This window comes from Nocardioides caricicola (assembly GCF_039541135.1).
In the GTDB taxonomy this organism is placed as follows: domain Bacteria; phylum Actinomycetota; class Actinomycetes; order Propionibacteriales; family Nocardioidaceae; genus Nocardioides; species Nocardioides caricicola.
This window is the reverse complement of record NZ_BAABFQ010000003.1, coordinates 454523-472691: the sequence shown is the minus strand read 5'-3', so window position 1 is coordinate 472691 and position 18169 is coordinate 454523. Positions and strand designations below refer to the sequence as shown.

The window sequence follows — 18169 nt, the reverse complement described above, 5'->3', positions numbered from 1 at the left end:
CATGAGCACCCTCGAGGTCATCGCGGTCCCCGGTCCCGGGGCGGAGGACGTCGTCGTCGCCGCTGACGGCACCGTCTACACCGGCACCGAGGACGGCTCGGTGTTCCGGGTCTCCCACGACGGTCGCGACGTCGAGCGCGTCGCTCAGACCGGCGGTCGGCCGCTCGGGCTCGAGGTGGACCTGGACGGGCGGCTCCTGGTCTGCGACGCGCACCGCGGCCTGCTGCGCGTCGATCCGCGCACCGGCGGGGTCGAGGAGGTCGTCGACTCGCTCGACGGCGCGACCATGCGGTTCTGCAACAACGCCGCGATCGGGTCTGACGGGACGGTGTGGTTCTCCGACTCCTCCACGAAGTTCGGCATCGAGCAGTGGAAGGACGACTTCGTCCAGAACACCCGCACCGGCCGGCTCGCCCGGCTCGGCTCGGACCTGGTCCCGGAGGTCGTCATCGACGGCCTGGCCTTCGCCAACGGCGTCGCGCTGGCCGCGGACGAGTCGTACGTCGCGGTCGCCGAGACCGGCGCCCGGACGGTCGTGCGCTGGTGGCTCACCGGGCCGAAGGCCGGCACCCGTGACTTCCTGGTCACCGACCTGCCCGGCTATCCCGACAACATCGCGCGGGGGAGCGACGGCCTCATCTGGATCTCGATCGCCAGCCCCAAGGACCCGGTCGTCGAGCTGCTGCAGAAGTCGCCCGGGCCGCTGCGCCGCAGCGTGACGAAGATCCCGGAGCGGCTGCAGCCCAAGCCGAAGCGCACCATCCGCGCGCAGGCGTACGACGACGCCGGCACGCTCGTCCACGACGTCGACCTGCCCGATGCGACGTACCACATGGTCACGGGGGTCCGGGAGCACGACGGCCGGCTCTGGTTGGGCAGCCTGCACGAGCCCGCGATCGCGGTCGTCGACCTCTGAACACGTAGACTCGCCGGTCATGGGCCTCCTCGACTCGATCACGTCCCCGCGGGACCTGCGCGACCTCAACGACGCCCAGCTGGAGACCCTCGGGGCCGAGATCCGCGACCTGCTGATCCGCACGGTGGCGACCAACACCGGCCACCTCGGGCCGAACCTCGGCGTCGTCGAGCTGACGCTGGCGATCCACCGCGTCTTCGACTCCCCGCGTGACCGGGTCGTCTTCGACACCGGTCACCAGTCGTACGTGCACAAGCTCGTCACGGGCCGCGCCGCGACGTTCGGCACGCTGCGCCGCGAGGGCGGCCTCAGCGGCTACCCGAGCCAGGCCGAGTCGGACCACGACATCGTCGAGAACTCCCACGCCTCGACCGCGCTGAGCTACGCAGACGGTCTCGCCAAGGCGTACACCATCCGGGGGGAGGACCGGCACGTCGTGGCGGTCATCGGCGACGGCGCGCTGACCGGCGGCATGGCCTGGGAGGCGCTCAACAACATCGCGATCGCGGACCGCAGCAAGCTCGTCATCGTCGTCAACGACAACGGCCGCTCCTACACCCCGACCATCGGCGGCCTGGCGACCGCGCTGACCCGCCTGCGCACGAACCCGCGCTACGAGAACGTCCTCGACATGGTCAAGCGGCGCCTCAACGCCGTGCCGGGCGTCGGCCCGGCGGCGTACGACGCGCTGCACGCCATGAAGAAGGGTGTGAAGGACGCGCTCGCCCCCCAGGGCCTCTTCGAGGACCTCGGGCTGAAGTACGTCGGCCCCGTCGACGGCCACGACCGCGCGGCCGTCGAGCAGCTCCTCGTGCAGGCGAAGAAGTTCAACGGCCCCGTGATCGTCCACGCGATCACCCGCAAGGGCTACGGCTACGACCCGGCCGAGCGGCACGAGGCCGACCAGTTCCACGCGCCCGGGCCGTTCGACGTGCAGACCGGCGCGGAGAAGCCCAAGGGCAAGATCTGGACCGACTACTTCTCCGAGACGATGGTCGACCTCGGCCAGCGCCGGCAGGACGTCGTCGCGATCACCGCGGCGATGATGCACCCGGTGGGACTCGACGCGTTCCAGGCGCGGTTCCCGGACCGCACCTTCGACGTGGGCATCGCCGAGCAGCACGCCACCACCTCGGCCGCCGGCCTCGCCCTCGGCGGGCTGCACCCGGTGTTCGCGGTCTACGCCACGTTCCTGAACCGGGCCTTCGACCAGGTGCTGATGGACGTCGCGCTGCACAAGTGCGGCGTCACGTTCGTGCTCGACCGCTCCGGCGTCACCGGCGACGACGGCGCCAGCCACAACGGCATGTGGGACATGTCGATCCTCCAGGTGGTGCCCGGGCTCCGGCTCGCCGCACCCCGCGACGCGACGCGGCTGCACGAGCTCGTCAACGAGGCAGTCGAGGTCGACGACGCCCCGACCGTCGTGCGCTTCCCGAAGGGTCCGCCGCCGGCGGACATCGACGCGGTCGGCAAGGCCGGCGGCGCCGACGTGCTGGTCCGCAACGGCACCAAGGACGTCCTGGTGGTCGCCGTCGGCTCGATGGCCGAGGTCGGCGTCGGCGTGGCCGAGCGCCTGGTCGCGCAGGGCATCGGCGTCACCGTCGTCGACCCGCGCTGGGTCAAGCCGGTCGACCCCGCGATCGTCGAGCTCGCGCGCGAGCACCGGCTCGTGGTCAGCATCGAGGACAACGGCGAGACCGGTGGCTGCGGCGCCGTGCTGCTGCAGACGCTGAACAAGGCCGGCGTGCACACGCCGTTCCGCCTGCACGGGATCCCGCAGGACTTCCTCGACCACGCCAAGCGACCGGCGATCCTCGAGCGGATCGGGCTGACCCCACAGGCCATCGCCCTGTCCATCGTCGAGGAGATGGGCATCGTGGAGGACATGACCGCGCTCGCGGACGGTCGTTCTCCTGTTGATGTCGACCACACGCCGTAGCCCGCGCGCGGCCGCCGCCCTGGTCCTGCTGGCGGCGGCGCTGGCCGGCTGCTCCGGCGGCGACGACCCCGGGGCCACGCCGACCCCGGCACCTCCCGACGCCGTCCGGGCGATCACCCGCGCGCTCGACGCCCGGGCCCAGGCGGTCCGACAGGCCGACCCGGAGGCGTTCGCGCGCCTCGTCGGCGGCGGCGGGCGGTTCCGAGACGCCCAGGAGACCTGGTTCACGAACGTCACGCAGCTCCCGGTCCGGCGGCTCCGCTACGAGCTCGACCGGGGGAGCCTGGTCCGCGACGGCGACGCCTACTCGGTGACCGCCGACCTCGTCCTCCAGCTCGAGGGGTACGACCCCGCTCCCGTCGTCACCCCGACCCGGCTCCGGTTCCGCCCGGCGCCGAAGCAGCCCGCCCGCTTCCTGCTGACGTCGATCCTCCCGGCCAGCCCGCAGCCCTGGGACCTGGGGCCGGTCGAGGTGCGGGAGGGCGCCGGGGTGCTCGGGGTCTTCGACGCCGGCAGCGTCGACGCCTCGCCGGCACTGCTCGACTCGGTGGAGTCGGGGATCGCCAGCGTGACCGCGACCGTGCCGTACGACTGGAGCGGGTCGGTCGTCGTCTACGCGCTGAGCGACCCGGAGTTCCTGCTCGGGCTCGACGACGTCCCCGGTGACGACCCGGGCGACCTCGACGCGGTCGCGTTCCCGGTGGGGGACAGCACCCGCGTCGCGCTCAACCCGCGGATGCTCGGCCAGGCCGGCCGCGAGCGGGACCGCCTGGTCCGCCACGAGCTCACCCACGTCGCCGTCGGCGTCCATGACGACGCGGCGCCCGTCTGGCTGTCCGAGGGCCTCGCCGAGTACGTCGCGGTACGGCCGCTGGCGCCCGAGGACCGCCGGATCCCCGAGGTCGCGCTGCGGGCCGCCGAGGAGGGCGTCACCGACCTCCCCGACAACGACTCCTTCAACGGCGACGACTCCGAGGTGCACTACGGGCTCTCCTGGTGGGCCGTCGAGTACGTCGCCGACGCCTTCGGCGAGAGCGCCCCGTGGCAGCTGCTCGACGCGATGGCCGTGCCGGGTGCCGACCCCGACGTCGTGCTGCGCGAGCAGCTCGGCCTGACCGCCGCTGAGCTCGCCGACCAGGCTGACCGCATGATCCTCGCGCTCTACGACCCGTCGGCGGGCATGCCCTGACGGTGGTTTCCCGCGATCGACCCGTGGAGACTGTGTCTTCATGAGCCTGTTCCGGATGAAGTCGATCGAACAGTCCATCGCCGACACCGACGACCCCGACACCAAGCTGCGCAAGGACCTCTCCGCGACGGACCTCGTCGTCTTCGGCGTCGGCGTCATCATCGGAGCGGGCATCTTCGTCCTCACCGGCACGGTGGCGGCGTCCAACTCCGGGCCCGCGCTGGCCCTCAGCTTCCTGATCGCCGGCATCGCCTGTGCCCTGGCCGGCCTGTGCTACGCCGAGTTCGCGTCGACCGTGCCGGTCGCCGGCAGCGCGTACACCTTCAGCTACGCCACGCTCGGCGAGCTGGTCGCCTGGATCATCGGCTGGGACCTGATCCTGGAGTTCACCATCGGGTCGGCCGCGCTGGCGGTCGGCTTCTCCGGCTATCTCCAGTCGCTGCTCGACGGCACCGCGCTCGAGGTGCCGACCTCGATCTCCTCGGCTTCCGACGGCGTCGTCGACCTGCCCGCCATCGTGATCGCGCTGGTGGTCATGGCGATGCTGATCCGGGGCACGAAGTTCTCGAGCCGGGTCAACCAGGTCGTGGTCGCGATCAAGCTCGCCGTCGTCGCGACCGTGATCGTTGTCGGCATCGTGTACGTCGACCCGTCGAACTGGGTGCCGTTCATCCCCGAGTCGCAGCCGGTGCCCGAGGGCGAGGGCGGGTTCTCCGAGCTGCCCCTGATCACGTCGCTGTTCGGCATCGACCCGGCCGTCTACGGGCTGGCCGGCGTGGTCTCCGGTGCGGCGATCGTGTTCTTCGCGTTCATCGGCTTCGACATCGTCGCCACCACCGCCGAGGAGGCGAAGAACCCGCGCCGGGACGTCCCGATCGGCATCCTCGGCTCGCTGCTGATCGTGACGGTCCTGTACGCCGGCGTGAGCCTGGTCGTCACCGGCATCCAGCCCTACTCGGAGATCGATCCCGAGGACGCCGCCCCGCTCGCGACCGCGTTCGACTACGCCGGCGTCGAGTGGATGGGAGACCTGATCTCGGTCGGGGCCTGCATCGGGCTCGTGGTGGTCGTGATGATCCTGATGCTCGGCCAGACGCGGGTGGGGTTCGCGATGGGTCGCGACGGGCTCTTCCCGCGCTGGATCGCCAAGGTGCACCCGACGTACGGCACGCCGTACCGGATCACGGCCATCACCGGCGTGGTGGTCGCCGCCCTGGCCGGACTCGTCGACCTGTCCACGCTGGTGAGCCTGGTCAACATCGGCACCCTGTTCGCGTTCATCCTGGTCAGCGTCGGGGTGGTCGTCCTGCGGCGCCGTCGCCCCGACCTGCCGCGCGCCTTCCGCACGCCGTTCCTGCCCGTGGTCTCCACGCTCGCCGTGATCATGTGCGTCTACCTGATGCTCAACCTGACCGGGGAGACCTGGGAGCGGTTCGTCATCTGGATGGCCCTCGGCCTGGTGGTCTACTTCGTCTACGGCCGCCGGCACAGCCGGCTCCAGAACCAGCCGGAGAAGCAGGTCGAGGCCTGAGCCACGGCTCAGGCCCCGACCGGGTGGGTCAGCGCTGCTTGCGCGCCACCAGCTGACCGAGCACGCCGTAGCCGACGCAGAGGTGGACGAACGAGACGACGCCGGCGACCGTGCTGCCGAAGATCGCGAACGTCGGCACGCAGATCGGGCCCCACGACTCGGCGATCAGCGGCCAGTAGCGGTCCTTGCCGGTCCAGCGACCGGCGATCGCGACTCGGATGCCGATGAAGAACATGCCGAGCATCGACAGCGGCCAGCAGATGTCCAGCAGGACCCACCCGAGCTTGTCGAAGTCGGAGACCCCGATCCCGTCCGCGAGCGTGGAGCCCATGGCGAAGACCAGGATGACGCCTTCGAGACGCAGGAAGAAGCGGGCGAGCCCGCCCTCGCCGAGAGCCTTGGTCGCGTACAGCACGGTGAGCAGGCCCATGAGGCCGATCTGGAACATGCCTCCCGTGATCGAGGAGAGCGCCTCCTCGAGCTGACCGTCGGGGTCGGTGCCGAAGATCAGGGAGTCGACGCCCCACGCGACGGCGCCCACGGTGAGCAGCATGCCGCGCTTGAAGAACGGCCGGGCCGGGGCGGAGCGGCCGACGCCGGCCGGGCGGCGTACGTCGGAGCGGGCGGGTGCGGGGGTGTGCTGGACGGACATGGTGGATTCCTTCGGGTGGTCGGATCGAGGTTCGATGCCGAGAACCCTCGTGCGGGACGCGGCCCGGGCAGCAGGGGTCGGCGTCCCGCGCTCCGTCCCCCGAGAGCGTCCCGGCCGCGCGGGACGCCGATCCCGGGACGACGGGACGTCGGCGCACCGATACTTCTCGGGTGAACTCAGCCGACCAGGGGGCTCCAGGGCGCGGGCCCGCGATCGCCGTCTCGGCCCTGGCGATCGCCATGCTCCTCGGCTGCCTCTGGCTCGACGTCGTCAACGACCCGGCAGACCGGGCCCGGGCGTCGATGGGCTGGGGCACGCTCTCCGGCTTCGTCGGCCTGCTCACCGTCGTCACGGCGGCCTCGGTCCTGTGGCGCTACCCGCGCCACCCCGTCGCCTGGGTGCTCGCGGCCACCGGGCTGCTGTGGTCGTTCGACGGGCTGTGCGAGTCGTACACGGCGTTCGGGATGGCGCACACGCCGTACCTCCCGCTGACCGGGTTCGCCCTGTGGGTCGTTGCGCAGCTGGGCGCGTTCCTCCTGGTCGGGCTCCCGACCGTGCTGGTGCTGTACCCGACCGGGCGCCCAATGCCGGGCCGCTGGGGGAAGGTCGGGGTCGCGGCCATCGTGATGGCGTGCGCGCTGCCCGCGCTGCTGCTGTTCGCGCCGATGTCGATCGTCGGCGACGAGGAGCCGCTGCCGATGGACACCGGCATGCCGGAGATCCCGCTGTCGGAGGACATGTTCTTCGGGCTGCTCGGCGTCGCGCGCGTCGTCACGCTGCTCGCCCTGCCGCTCGCGGTGGCCGTGCTGTTCGCCCGGCAGCGGCGCGCGACCGGCCGGGAGCGGCTGCAGATCCGGTGGCTGCTCTGGGCGGCCGTGGTCTGCGTAGTGATGGCCGGCCTCGGCGTCGTGCTCCAGAACGGCGTGGTCGTCTCGGTCGCGCTGGTGCTCGCGCTCGCGGTCACGGGCGTCTCGATCGCGATCGGCATCCTGGATCCCGAGCTCGGGGACGTGGACGCGCTGATGGGCGGCACCGTCGTCTGGGCGGTCGTGGCGGGCGCGGTCATCGCGCTCGACGTCGCGCTCGTCGCCCTCCTCGACGCCGTGCTCGGCGACACCCTCAGCGAGCGCGACGTCACGCTGATCCTGCTGCTGGTCGCGGTGACGATCTACGCGCCGGTGCGCAGCTGGATCTCCGCGCTCGTACGCCGGGCGCTGGTCGGCCGGCGGGGCGACCGGTACGCCGTCGTCGCCGACCTGGCCGCCCGGCTCGAGGAGGCCACCGACGTCCGCGACCAGCTGCCCGCGCTGGCCGTCGAGGTGGCCACCGCGTTCAAGCTCGACTACGTGCGGGTCGAGGTGCTCGGCCACGCCGGGGGGACGGTCGCGGCGACCCACGGCGACCGGCCGGCGGAGGTCCGCGAGGTCCCGATCCGGTACGGCGACGAGGAGATCGGCCTGCTGGAGCTGCCCGCCCGCGGGGTCCGGTCGATGCTGTCCAAGCGCGACCAGGCGCTGCTGTTCGACGTGGTCCGCCAGGCCGCGATGGCGGTGCGCAGCGCGCGCCTGGCCGCCGACCTCCAGCAGTCGCGCGAGCAGCTGGTGCTGGCCCGCGAGGACGACCGCCGCCGGATCCGCCGCGACCTGCACGACGGGCTCGGCCCGGTGCTGGGCGGCGTGGCGATGCGCCTCGACGCGGCCGGGAATGCCTTGGACCGCGACCCCGAGACCACCCGCCGGCTGGTCGCCCAGTCGCGGCAGGACATCACCGACGCCCTGGCCGACGTGCGTCGGCTCGTGCACGGGCTGCGTCCGCCCGCGCTCGACGACCTCGGTCTGCTTGCCGCGCTCGATCAGCAGGCCGAGCGGATGAGCTCGTCGGATCTCGCGGTGACCGTGGCGGCCGAGGACGTGCCGGCCCTGCCGGCTGCGGTCGAGGTGGCGGCGTACCGGATCGCGTCGGAGGCGCTCACCAACACCGCCCGGCACGCCGCGGCGAGCACCGCCGCCGTACGCCTGCACGGTGGCGCGCACGCCCTGCTCGTCGAGGTGTCCGACGACGGCGCCGGCATCGCTCCCGACGTCGTGGCCGGGGTGGGGCTACGGTCGATCCGGGAGCGCGCCGAGGAGCTCGGCGGCCGCACCGAGATCGTCTGCCCGCCCGCCGGAGGCACCCGGGTGCGGGCCTGGCTGCCGATGTCCACCATCGCAGAGGAGAGCTGATGACCCAACCCGTACGGGTCCTGATCGCCGACGATCACCCGATCTTCCGCGACGGGCTCGCGTCGCTGCTCGAGACCCAGCCGGACATCGTCGTGGTGGCGACCGCCGGCGACGGCGCCGAGGCGGTCGGGCTGGCCACCGAGTTCCGGCCCGACGTGGTGGTGATGGACCTCCAGATGCCGGTGCTGAACGGCATCGACGCGACCCGGCGGATCGTCGAGGAGCTGCCCGACGCCCGCGTGCTGGTGTTCACGATGGGTGAGGAGGACGGCACGGTGCTGGCCGCGATGCGGGCCGGCGCCCGGGGCTACCTCGTCAAGGGCGCCAGCCAGGACGAGGTCACCCGGGCGATCTCGACCGTGCACGCCGGTGGGCTGGTGTTCGGCGCCTCGCTGGCGCTGCGGATCGCGGAGCTGCTCTCGGGGTCGGTGGCGCCGGACCGGTCGGCCTTCCCCGAGCTGACCGAGCGGGAGGTGGAGATCCTCGACCTGATTGCGGCCGGCAAGAACAACGCGCAGATCGCGCAGGCGCTGTTCCTCGCGCCGAAGACCGTGCGCAACAACGTCTCGAACATCCTCGCCAAGCTCCACGCCACGGACCGCGCCGAGGTGATCATCCGGGCCCGCGACGCGGGCCTCGGAGGTGGCTAGTGGTCGACGCCGGCCACGCGCCATGGTCCGGTCCAGCAACCGCACCCCGGCGGGGCGTCACCTGAATCGGGCCAAAACCCGTCGCCAGCGGTGCCCTGGGTCTGGTCGACTGGCGGGATGGGTGCCCTCAGCTTCCTCCCCGCCGCCGGGTACGTCAGCGACGGCGGCCTCGAGACCGACCTGATCTTCAACCACGGCGTCGACCTCCCGGAGTTCGCGTCGTTCCCGCTGGTCGAGGACGACGGCGGGCGCGACCTGCTGCGCCGCTACTTCGACGGGTACGCCGACGTCGCCCGCCGCGCGGGGGTCGGGCTGACGCTGGAGTCGCCCACGTGGCGGGCCAACCCGGACTGGGGCGCGCGGGTCGGGTACGACGCTCCCGCGCTCGCCCGGGTGAACCGCGACGCGATCGAGTTCCTGGCGTCCCTGCGCGACGCGTACTCCGACCTCGTCGACGTGCGGCTCCTCGGGGCGGTCGGCCCGCGCGGCGACGGGTACGTCGCGGGGGAGCGGGCCGACCCGGCCGAGGCCGCCGACTACCACCGCGCGCAGGTCGAGGCGTTCGCCGCGGCGGGCGCGGACGCGGTGGCGGCGTACACGCTGACCGGGCCGGAGGAGGGCATCGGCATCGTGCGGGCGGCACGCGGCGCGGGCGTCCCGGTGCTGATCGGGTTCACCGTCGAGACCGACGGGCGGCTGCCCGACGGCACCTCGCTGCGGGGCGCCGTCGAGCGGGTCGACGCCACGGACCCGCCGGACGGCTTCATCGTCAACTGCGCGCACCCGACCCACATCGCGCCGGCGCTCGACGGCGGGGACTGGCTGTCGCGGATCGTCCAGGTCAACCCCAACGCCTCGACGCTGAGCCACGCCGAGCTCGACGCCGCGGAGGACCTGGACGCGGGCGACCTCGGCCTGCTCGCCTCGTCGTACGACGCGCTGCGGCCCCAGCTCCCGCACCTGTCGATCGTCGGCGGCTGCTGCGGCACCGACGCGCGGCACGTCGCCGCGCTCTGGAGGGTCTAGCCTCACCTCATGGAGCTCTTCGAGACCGAGTCCGAGCAGAAGATGTCGCGCGAGGACGCCGCCAAGCGGCTGCACGAGATCGCCGACGTCCTGGCCCGCAACAACCAGATCGAGCTGGAGAAGAACGGCCGCCGGATCACGGTCGCCGTGCCCGACGAGGTCGAGCTCAGCGTGGAGCTCGAGGTGGGCGAGGACAACGAGCTGGAGATCGAGATCAGCTGGTAGCTCGGTTCACGATCTGCCCGTCCCTGCCGATGGGAACGACGGAACAGCCATGCCTGGCGGCCGTCGCTTCCATGGGGGAGTGACGGCCGCTGTGGTCAGGACGTCCGCCTGGCCGGTTCAGACCACGCGGACCGGTGTGGAGCGTGCGGTGAAGTCCCAGACGCGTTGTGACATCCGGGCCGAGAGCCGGATGCAGCCGTGCGACTGCGACATGTTCGTGCCCAGGATCCAGTCCGCGTGGATCTGGTTGCCACTGTCCGGGTAGCGCGGGATCCGGTGGAACCCGATTCCGCACGGCGCGAACCGCACGAAGTTGTCCAGCAGCAGCCCGCCGGATGACCTGTTCGCCTTGATCCGCGCGGTGCGGCCGCAGTACGACCCGACGTGGTACGACCCGCGCCCGAGCACACCGGTGTTGTCGACCATGCCGGCCTGGGACACGACCTTGCCGTTGCGGCCCACGAGCCAGACCCAGTTCTGCCGCTGGGAGATCACGATCCGCCGGCCCTTCCCGGAGCCGGCCGGGACCGGGCGCACGTTGCAGCGCGGGGCGTCCGCGGCGTACAGGCGCTTGCGGGTGGGCTGGTCGAGGCGACCGTTCTGCTCGATGCCCTCACGGGACTGGAACCGGACGACCGCTGAGCGGGTCCACTGCCCGAGGTCGCCGTCGGCCGGCCCGGCGTTGCAGCCCAGGTGGTTGAGGCGCTTCTGCGCCTTGGTGACCCACACCGCGGCGTCGGCGGGTGGCGCGACGGTCAGCGTCAGGGCGAGGGCGGCGAGGAGCACGAGGAGGCGTCTCACCCGGCCCAGCATGCCATCTCCGCACGTCACTGACGCGGGCCGCGAGGTCACGGGGACGACGGTCGTCGTGAAGAATGTCCGCATGCTGTCCCTGACCTACGTCAGCTCCGCCACCGACCTCCTCGAGCCGAAGCAGCTCGCCGACCTGCTCGTGCAGGTGCGTCCGCGCAACGAGGAGCGTGACCTGACCGGCCTGCTGCTCTACAGCCGCGGCAACATCATCCAGGTCTTGGAGGGGCCGGCCGACGCGGTCGAGTCGACGTTCGCCGAGATCGAGCGGGACCCGCGCCACCGCGGGCTCCTCGTGCTGTTGCGCGAGCCGATCGAGGAGCGGGCGTTCCCCGACTGGTCGATGGGCTTCCGCGACCTGGGCGACCTCGACCCGGCGGCCATCGAGGGCTACAACGACTTCCTGCACGCCCCTGCCGCCGAAGGGCTGGCCGAGCAGGGGCCGGCGGCGTACCAGCTGCTGCGGACGTTCGGCGACTCGATGCGCTGAGCGACGGTCGCTCAGGCGCGCTTCTGCAGCCCGCGGTAGAGGTCGATCTCCATCCGCAGCCGGTGCGGCACCGGTGCACCGAGCTGGTTGATGGCCGCGGCGTACCCCTCCAGGGCCGTGAGCAGCTCGGCGCGCAGGGAGTCCCGCTTCCAGCGCAGGCTGGTGTCGTAGCGCGCCTTCTGGACGTGGGCCCGGGCGGCGCGGAGCTCGCGCAGGCAGAAGACGACCTGTTCGCGTTCGACGGGGCCTGAGTGGAGCCGTTGTTCGAGCATCGCGCTCTCCGACCTGCTCTCGCCAGGTCGACGCAGGGTGCGCGGAACCTTGGCTGGGCGACACCCATCCTACTCGCCACGAGCAACGAGCGGGCCACCGGCGAACGGTGGCCCGCCTCGTCAGGCTCGGCAGTGGCGGTGGGTCAGTGGAACGAGCCGAGGCCCTCGCGCTCGAGCAGCATCGTGAGACCGCCGTTCCAGAACGAGAACCCGGCGCCGGTGATCATCGCCAGGTCGAGGTCCTCCGCCGCCACCACGACACCCTCGTCGAGCATCCGGCGCGCCTCGTCGGCCAGGCCCGTGAGCACGCGGGTGCGCACCTCGGCGGGCTCGAGGACGACGGGGTTCTCCGGCTGCTCCAGCATGGCCACGACCTCGGGGTCGAGCGAGCCGTCGGGGCCGTAGTACGACGCCTTCCGCGCCGCCACCACGCGCTCCAGCGCGGGGGAGACGTAGAAGCGGTCGGGGAACGCACGGTGCAGGGTCTCGTTGTTGTGCAGCGCGATCGCCGGCCCGACGAGCGAGAGCAGCACGAACGGCGGCATCGGGGCGACACCGGCGAAGGCGCCGTCGACCACGGTCACCGGAGTGCCCTCGTCGACGATCCTGCCGACCTCGCCCATGAACCGGCCGAGCAGCCGGTTCACGATGAACGACGGGCTGTCCTTGACCAGGATCGTGGTCTTCTTCAGCGCCTTGCCGGTCGCGAACGCCGTGGCCAGCGTGGCGTCGTCGGTCTGCTCGCCCTTCACGATCTCCAGCAGCGGCATCACCGCGACCGGGTTGAAGAAGTGGAAGCCGACGACCCGCTCGGGGTGCTCGAGGTCGGCAGCCATCTCGGTGATCGACAGCGAGGAGGTGTTCGTCGCGAGGACGCACTCGGGCGAGACGGCCTTCTCGACGTCGGCGAACACCGACTTCTTGACCGACATCTCCTCGAACACGGCCTCGATCACGAAGTCCGCACCGGCGAAGCCCTCGGCCTTGTCGACGGCGCCGCTCACCAGGGCCTTGTGACGGTTGGCCTTGTCGTTGCTGATCCGGCCCTTCGCGAGCAGCTTGTCGATCTCGGCGTGCACGTAGGCCACGCCCTTGTCGACGCGCTCCTGGTCGAGGTCGGTGAGGACGACCGGCACCTCGAGGCGGCGCACGAACAGCAGCGCCATCTGCGAGGCCATCAAGCCGGCGCCGACGATGCCCACCTTGGTCACCGGGCGGGCCAGCGACCGGTCGGGCGCACCGGCGGGACGCTTGGCACGCTTCTGCACCAGGTCGAAGGCGTACAGCGAGGCGATCAGCTCCGGCGTGCGGGACATCGCGTCGAGCGCGTCGTCCTCGGCGGCGAAGCCCTCGTCGCGGGTGGCGGTCTTCGCCAGCGCGATCAGCTCGACGGCCTTGCGGGCCGCCGGGCTCGCGGTGCCGGTCTTGGCCTGCACCAGCGCCTCGGCCCGGGCGATCGCCGCGTCCCACGCCTCGCCCCGGTCGACCTGCGGCCGCTCGACGACGATCTCGCCCCGCAGCACCGCGGACGCCCACAGCAGCGACTGCTCGAGGTAGTCGGCGCCGGAGAAGACCGCGTCGGCGAGGCCGAGCTCGTACGCCGCGGCGCCGTTCAGCGTCTTGCCGTTGTTGAGCGGGTTCTCGAGGATCACCGTCACGGCCTTGTCGGCGCCGAGCAGGTTCGGCACCAGATAGGCGCCGCCCCAGCCGGGGACCAGGCCGAGCATGACCTCGGGCAGGCCGAGCGCGGGCGCGCTGTCCATGACCGTGCGGTAGCTGCAGTGCAGCGCGACCTCGAGGCCGCCGCCGAGGGCGAGGCCGTTGACGAAGCCGAACGACGGCTTGCCCTCGCCGAGCTTGCGGAAGACCGCGTGCCCGAGCTCGGCCACCACGCGCACGGCGTCCGGGCCACCGCCGGAGATCGACGTCAGGTCGGCGCCGGCCGCGAGGATGAACGGCTTGCCGGTCACGCCGATCGAGCCGATCTCGTCGTCGGCGAGCGCGGTGTCGATCGCCTCGTTGAGAGCCAGCAGCGAGCGCGGTCCGAACGTGTTCGGCTTGGTGTGGTCCTCGCCGTTGTCGAGGGTGATCAGGCCCATCACGCCGGCGCCGCCCGGCAGGGTGACCTTGCGCAGGTGGGCTTGGGTGACGCGCTCGGCGTCGGAGGAGATCTCCTGCGCGCGGGTCAGCAGGGTCGTCAGGTCGCTCATCAGGCGGCCGCCTTCCAGTTCGGGTTCTCCCAGATCACGGTGCCGCCCATGCCGATGCCGATGCACATGGTGGTCAGGCCGTAGCGGACCTCCGGGTGCTCCTCGAACGCGCGCGCGAGCTGCGTCATCAGCCGCACGCCGGAGCTGGCCAGCGGGTGGCCCATCGCGATGGCGCCGCCGTACGGGTTCACCCGGGCGTCGTCGTCGGCGATGCCGAAGTGCTCGAGGAAGGCCAGCACCTGGACGGCGAACGCCTCGTTGACCTCGAACGCGCCGATGTCGTCGATGGTCAGGCCGGCCTGCTTGAGCGCCTTCTCGGTCGCCGGGATCGGGCCGGCGCCCATCACCTCGGGCTCGACGCCGACGAAGGAGTACGACACCAGCCGCATCTTGATCGGCAGGCCGAGCTCGCGGGCGGTCTCCTCGTCGGCGAGCAGCGCCGCGGTCGCGCCGTCGTTGATGCCGGCGGCGTTGCCCGCGGTCACCTTGCCGTGTGCGCGGAACGGCGTCTTCAGCGCGGCCAGCGACTCCAGGGTCGTGCCCGGGCGCATCGGCTCGTCGGTGGTCGCGAGTCCCCAGCCCTCCTCGGCGGAGCGGGTGGCGACGGGGACCAGGTCGGGCTGGATCTTGCCGGCGTCGTACGCCGCGGCGGTCTTCTCCTGGGAGCGCACGGCGTACGCGTCGACGCGCTCCTTGGTGATCGTCGGGTAGCGGTCGTGCAGGTTCTCGGCGGTCTTGCCCATCACGAGCGCGTCGGGGTCGACGAGCCGCTCGGACAGGATGCGCGGGTTCGGGTCGACGCCCTCGCCCATCGGGTGCCGGCCCATGTGCTCGACGCCGCCGGCGATGGCGACGTCGTAGGCGCCGAAGGCGATGCCGGAGGCGGTCGTGGTGACGGCGGTCATGGCGCCGGCGCACATCCGGTCGATCGCGTAGCCGGGGACGCTCTGGGGCAGGCCCGAGAGCAGGGCCGCGGTGCGGCCGATGGTGAGGCCCTGGTCGCCGATCTGGGTGGTGGCGGCGACGGCCACCTCGTCGACCCGCTCGGGCGGCAGCGACGGGTTGCGTCGCATCAGCTCGCGGATGCACTTGATGACGAGGTCGTCGGCGCGGGTCTCGGCGTACTGTCCCTTGGCCTTGCCGAAGGGGGTGCGCACGCCGTCGACGAAGACGACTTCTCGCGACTGTCGGGGCACGGGGTCTCCTAGCGGGTGGTGATGGTCGGGCCAAGGTTACCCCGCAGTAACAAAAGCGGCGACGCCACCGGGTGTGCGCCCGGTCACGCGGGCCCGACCTCTATCGTGTGCCCGTGACATCTGAGCCCCGGCTGGTCCACATCGTCGACGACGTCCCCGAGCTCGACGCCGTGCGGGAGGCCGGTGACGAGCTCACCATGGTCGTGGTCCTCGACGGCTTCCTGGACGCCGGCAACGCCGCGGCCCGCGCCGCCCAGCACCTCGTGGACGCCTCCGACGGCTCCGTGGTGGCGACGTTCGACGTCGACCAGTTCCACGACTACCGCGCCCGGCGGCCACCGATGTCGTTCGTGCGCGACCACTACGAGGCGTACGACGCCCCGCGGCTGGTGGTCCGGCTGCTGCGCGACGCCGCGGACACGCCGTACCTGCTGCTCCTGGGCCCCGAGCCCGACAACCGGTGGGAGGCGTTCTGCCGGGCGGTGCTGGAGGTCGTCGAGCGGTTCGGCGTCACGCGGGTCGTCGGGATGGGCGCCGTGCCGATGGCGGTGCCGCACACCCGGCCGATCGCGATCACCCACCACGCCAACCGCGCCGACCTGCTGACCGGCGAGAGCCCGTGGCGCGGCGAGCTGCGGGTGCCCAGCAGCGCGCAGGCGCTGCTGGAGGTGCGGCTCGGCGAGTGGGGCCACCCGGCGATGGGGTTCGTCGCCCACATCCCGCACTACCTCGCGCAGATGGACTACCCGAAGGCGTCGGCCGCCCTGCTCGAGCAGGTCGAGATCGCCGGCCGCCTGATGGTCGACCTCTCGGGGCTGCGCGCCGAGGCCGAGGACCGCGAGGCCGAGATCACCCGCTACCTCGCCTCGAACGAGGAGGTCGCCGACGTGGTGGCCGCGCTGGAGCGGCAGTACGACGCCTTCGAGCGCGCCGAGGAGGAGGGCTCCAGCCTCCTGGCCGCCGACCAGCCGCTGCCCACCGGCGAGGAGATCGGGCAGCAGTTCGAGCAGTTCCTCGCCGGCCTGGACGGCCCGACCGACCCGAACGAGGGGGACGCCTGATGCCCCGCGACGCCGACGAGCTGGTCGCCCTGCTGGACCTGGAGACCATCGACGACGACCTGTTCCGCGGCCAGCAGATGCCCACGACCCGGCCGATCGTGTTCGGTGGGCAGGTCGCGGCGCAGGCGCTGGTGGCCGCGTCGCGCACCGTGCCGGCGGAGTTCGCCGTACACTCCCTGCACTCGTACTTCCTGCAGCCCGGCGACCCGACGGTGCCGACGATCTACGACGTCGAGAACCTGCGCGACGGCCGGTCGTTCCTCACGCGCCGCGTGATCGCGCAGCAGCACGGTCGGCCGATCTACGCGCAGACGCTGAACTTCCACGTCCACGAGACCGGCCTCGAGCACCAGGAGTCGATGCCCGACGTACCGGCTCCGGAGGACGCGCGCCCGGTCAACCGCGGCTCGATCGACGAGGAGCACGCCGACCAGTGGGACGTCGCCGAGATCCGGGCGATCGACACGCTGGAGGACGACCCGGCGCACCCCGCCCGGCAGCGGGTCTGGCTGCGGGTCTCCTCGGCGCTGCCGGACGACCCGTTCTGGCACACCGCCGCGTTCACCTACCTCTCGGACATGACGCTGATGGGTGCGGCCCTCTCGGCCCACGACCAGAGCTTCGCGTCCGGCGAGGTCTTCCTCGCCTCGCTCGACCACACCGTGTGGTTCCACCGCCCGTTCAAGGCCGACGACTGGTGGCTCTACGACCAGCACTCGCCGGCCGCCTCGGGTGGCCGCGGGCTGGTGCTCGCGCGCGTGTTCAGCCGCTCCGGTGAGCTGGTGGCGTCGGTGGCGCAGGAGGCCGTGATGCGAAAGGTCCGCTCGTGAACCCGACCGAGGAGCTCGTCGGCCTGCTCGACCTCGAAGAGCTCGACAAGGACCTCTTCCGCGGGCGCCAGCCCGAGAGCGCGCGGGCTCGCGTCTACGGCGGCCAGGTCGCCGCGCAGGCGCTGGTCGCCGCCGTACGCACCGTGCCGGAGGAGTTCTCGCTGCACTCGCTGCACTCGTACTTCCTGCGTGGCGGCGACTACAGCGTCCCGATCGTGTACGACGTCGAGCGCCCGCGCGACGGCCGGTCGTTCGTGACCCGGCGCGTGGTCGCTCGCCAGCACGGCCGGCCGATCTACTACCAGACGCTGAACTTCCAGACGGCCGAGGAGGGCTGGGAGCACCAGGACGTGATGCCGGCCGTCGGTGCGCCCGAGTCCGGCTTCGACCTGGTCGAGGTGATGCGCAGGGGCGGCAACGCCGAGGCCGACGCGCTCGGCAAGGAGTGGGGCGCGCTCGACGTACGCTGGCTCGGCAACACCAAGTACGGCCTCGAGCCCGACGAGGGCCACGTCTCGCAGGCGCGGATGTGGGTGCGGCTGCGCGAGGGGCTCGGCGACGACCCGCTGCTGCACACCGCGGCGTTCACCTACGCCTCCGACGTGAGCCTGCTGGGCTCCACGCTCGCCGTGCACGGCGGCAACCCGGCCAAGACCCAGATGGCGTCGCTCGACCACACGATCTGGTTCCACAAGCCGTTCCGTGCCGACGAGTGGTGGCTCTACGACCAGTGGTCACCGTCGGCCCAGGGCGCCCGCGGCCTCGCCTTCGGCCGGATCTTCACCCAGGACGGCACCCTCGTCGCCACCGTCGCCCAGGAGGGCCTCATCCGCCAGCGCAACGACGGCACCGAGGGCCCCGGCGTCCAGGAGTAGCGACGTTGAATCGGGAGTTCCGGTCCGTTGAATCGGGACTTTCGGTCAACGAGGGCTCGGGCGGTCGCGGTG

The 18169-nt window shown here is 72.1% G+C and carries 17 protein-coding genes; 12 read left to right on the top strand and 5 right to left on the bottom strand.

From position 1 onward, the window contains the following. The first annotated feature begins 1 nt into the window (after position 1). From ABD875_RS04040 to ABD875_RS04025, 4 genes are read left to right on the top strand one after another with little or no spacing between them, the layout of a single operon-like run. On the top strand, positions 2–916 hold the full coding sequence (locus ABD875_RS04040; RefSeq protein ID WP_345171459.1) for an SMP-30/gluconolactonase/LRE family protein: 915 nt from the start codon (positions 2–4) through the stop codon (positions 914–916). 19 nt (positions 917–935) lie between these two features. Next, on the top strand, positions 936–2858 hold the full coding sequence (gene dxs, locus ABD875_RS04035) for a 1-deoxy-D-xylulose-5-phosphate synthase (RefSeq protein ID WP_345171457.1): 1923 nt from the start codon (positions 936–938) through the stop codon (positions 2856–2858). Then, entirely contained in the window at positions 2839–4047 is a 1209-nt protein-coding gene (locus ABD875_RS04030; RefSeq protein ID WP_345171455.1) for a hypothetical protein, read from the top strand. The genes dxs and ABD875_RS04030 overlap by 20 nt, the downstream gene beginning before the upstream one ends. A 40-nt stretch (positions 4048–4087) precedes the next feature. Further along, positions 4088–5578, top strand: a complete 1491-nt coding sequence (locus ABD875_RS04025; RefSeq protein ID WP_345171453.1) for an amino acid permease — start codon at positions 4088–4090, stop codon at positions 5576–5578. A 28-nt stretch (positions 5579–5606) separates the two neighbouring features. On the opposite strand, the gene ABD875_RS04020 is transcribed toward ABD875_RS04025, so the two are convergent. After that, complete coding sequence (locus ABD875_RS04020) at positions 5607–6230, bottom strand: hypothetical protein (protein WP_345171451.1); 624 nt, start codon at positions 6228–6230, stop codon at positions 5607–5609. Positions 6231–6400: 170 nt separating this feature from the next. Between ABD875_RS04020 and ABD875_RS04015 the strand changes: the two genes are divergently transcribed. From ABD875_RS04015 to ABD875_RS04000, 4 genes are all read left to right on the top strand, one after another. Then, entirely contained in the window at positions 6401–8452 is a 2052-nt protein-coding gene (locus ABD875_RS04015) for a sensor histidine kinase (protein WP_345171449.1), read from the top strand. Next, on the top strand, positions 8452–9102 hold the full coding sequence (locus tag ABD875_RS04010; protein ID WP_345171447.1) for a response regulator: 651 nt from the start codon (positions 8452–8454) through the stop codon (positions 9100–9102). Before ABD875_RS04015 ends, ABD875_RS04010 begins: the two co-directional genes overlap by 1 nt. A gap of 117 nt (positions 9103–9219) precedes the next feature. Then, positions 9220–10128: a homocysteine S-methyltransferase family protein gene (locus ABD875_RS04005; protein WP_345171445.1), complete on the top strand. Its 909-nt coding sequence runs from the start codon at positions 9220–9222 to the stop codon at positions 10126–10128. Positions 10129–10137: 9 nt separating this feature from the next. Then, positions 10138–10353, top strand: a complete 216-nt coding sequence (locus ABD875_RS04000; protein ID WP_243057395.1) for an amphi-Trp domain-containing protein — start codon at positions 10138–10140, stop codon at positions 10351–10353. Between the two features lie 117 nt (positions 10354–10470). Here the strand turns inward: ABD875_RS04000 and ABD875_RS03995 are convergent, their stop codons facing one another. Next, on the bottom strand, positions 10471–11154 hold the full coding sequence (locus ABD875_RS03995) for a L,D-transpeptidase family protein (protein WP_345171440.1): 684 nt from the start codon (positions 11152–11154) through the stop codon (positions 10471–10473). A gap of 82 nt (positions 11155–11236) precedes the next feature. On the opposite strand from ABD875_RS03995, the gene ABD875_RS03990 reads away from it, so the two are divergent. Further along, positions 11237–11653: a BLUF domain-containing protein gene (locus tag ABD875_RS03990; protein WP_345171438.1), complete on the top strand. Its 417-nt coding sequence runs from the start codon at positions 11237–11239 to the stop codon at positions 11651–11653. 11 nt (positions 11654–11664) lie between these two features. Here the strand turns inward: ABD875_RS03990 and ABD875_RS03985 are convergent, their stop codons facing one another. The 3 genes from ABD875_RS03985 to ABD875_RS03975 all read right to left on the bottom strand — a co-directional run bounded on the left by ABD875_RS03985 (position 11665) and on the right by ABD875_RS03975 (position 15331). Beyond that, complete coding sequence (locus ABD875_RS03985) at positions 11665–11925, bottom strand: hypothetical protein (protein WP_345171436.1); 261 nt, start codon at positions 11923–11925, stop codon at positions 11665–11667. 143 nt (positions 11926–12068) lie between these two features. Then, positions 12069–14135: a 3-hydroxyacyl-CoA dehydrogenase NAD-binding domain-containing protein gene (locus ABD875_RS03980; RefSeq protein ID WP_345171434.1), complete on the bottom strand. Its 2067-nt coding sequence runs from the start codon at positions 14133–14135 to the stop codon at positions 12069–12071. After that, on the bottom strand, positions 14135–15331 hold the full coding sequence (locus ABD875_RS03975; RefSeq protein WP_345171432.1) for a thiolase family protein: 1197 nt from the start codon (positions 15329–15331) through the stop codon (positions 14135–14137). The genes ABD875_RS03980 and ABD875_RS03975 overlap by 1 nt, the downstream gene beginning before the upstream one ends. 113 nt (positions 15332–15444) lie before the next feature. On the opposite strand from ABD875_RS03975, the gene ABD875_RS03970 reads away from it, so the two are divergent. From ABD875_RS03970 to ABD875_RS03960, 3 genes are read left to right on the top strand one after another with little or no spacing between them, the layout of a single operon-like run. After that, positions 15445–16392: a proteasome assembly chaperone family protein gene (locus tag ABD875_RS03970; RefSeq protein ID WP_345171430.1), complete on the top strand. Its 948-nt coding sequence runs from the start codon at positions 15445–15447 to the stop codon at positions 16390–16392. Next, positions 16392–17222, top strand: coding sequence for an acyl-CoA thioesterase (locus ABD875_RS03965; RefSeq protein WP_345171428.1), 831 nt, complete (start codon positions 16392–16394; stop codon positions 17220–17222). The genes ABD875_RS03970 and ABD875_RS03965 overlap by 1 nt, the downstream gene beginning before the upstream one ends. Then, positions 17219–18097 (top strand): acyl-CoA thioesterase, encoded by an 879-nt coding sequence (locus ABD875_RS03960; RefSeq protein WP_345171425.1) that lies wholly within the window; start codon positions 17219–17221, stop codon positions 18095–18097. Before ABD875_RS03965 ends, ABD875_RS03960 begins: the two co-directional genes overlap by 4 nt. Positions 18098–18169 lie beyond the last annotated feature (72 nt).

Coding starts and splice junctions, on each gene's coding strand:
- ABD875_RS04010 (WP_345171447.1), top strand. CDS start 8,452: ATGACCCAACCCGTACGGGTCCTGATCGCCGACGATCACCCGATCTTC.
- ABD875_RS04025 (WP_345171453.1), top strand. CDS start 4,088: ATGAGCCTGTTCCGGATGAAGTCGATCGAACAGTCCATCGCCGACACC.
- dxs (WP_345171457.1), top strand. CDS start 936: ATGGGCCTCCTCGACTCGATCACGTCCCCGCGGGACCTGCGCGACCTC.
- ABD875_RS04005 (WP_345171445.1), top strand. CDS start 9,220: ATGGGTGCCCTCAGCTTCCTCCCCGCCGCCGGGTACGTCAGCGACGGC.
- ABD875_RS04020 (WP_345171451.1), bottom strand. CDS start 6,230: ATGTCCGTCCAGCACACCCCCGCACCCGCCCGCTCCGACGTACGCCGC.
- ABD875_RS04030 (WP_345171455.1), top strand. CDS start 2,839: ATGTCGACCACACGCCGTAGCCCGCGCGCGGCCGCCGCCCTGGTCCTG.
- ABD875_RS03980 (WP_345171434.1), bottom strand. CDS start 14,135: ATGAGCGACCTGACGACCCTGCTGACCCGCGCGCAGGAGATCTCCTCC.
- ABD875_RS04040 (WP_345171459.1), top strand. CDS start 2: ATGAGCACCCTCGAGGTCATCGCGGTCCCCGGTCCCGGGGCGGAGGAC.
- ABD875_RS04000 (WP_243057395.1), top strand. CDS start 10,138: ATGGAGCTCTTCGAGACCGAGTCCGAGCAGAAGATGTCGCGCGAGGAC.
- ABD875_RS03990 (WP_345171438.1), top strand. CDS start 11,237: ATGCTGTCCCTGACCTACGTCAGCTCCGCCACCGACCTCCTCGAGCCG.
- ABD875_RS03965 (WP_345171428.1), top strand. CDS start 16,392: ATGCCCCGCGACGCCGACGAGCTGGTCGCCCTGCTGGACCTGGAGACC.
- ABD875_RS03985 (WP_345171436.1), bottom strand. CDS start 11,925: ATGCTCGAACAACGGCTCCACTCAGGCCCCGTCGAACGCGAACAGGTC.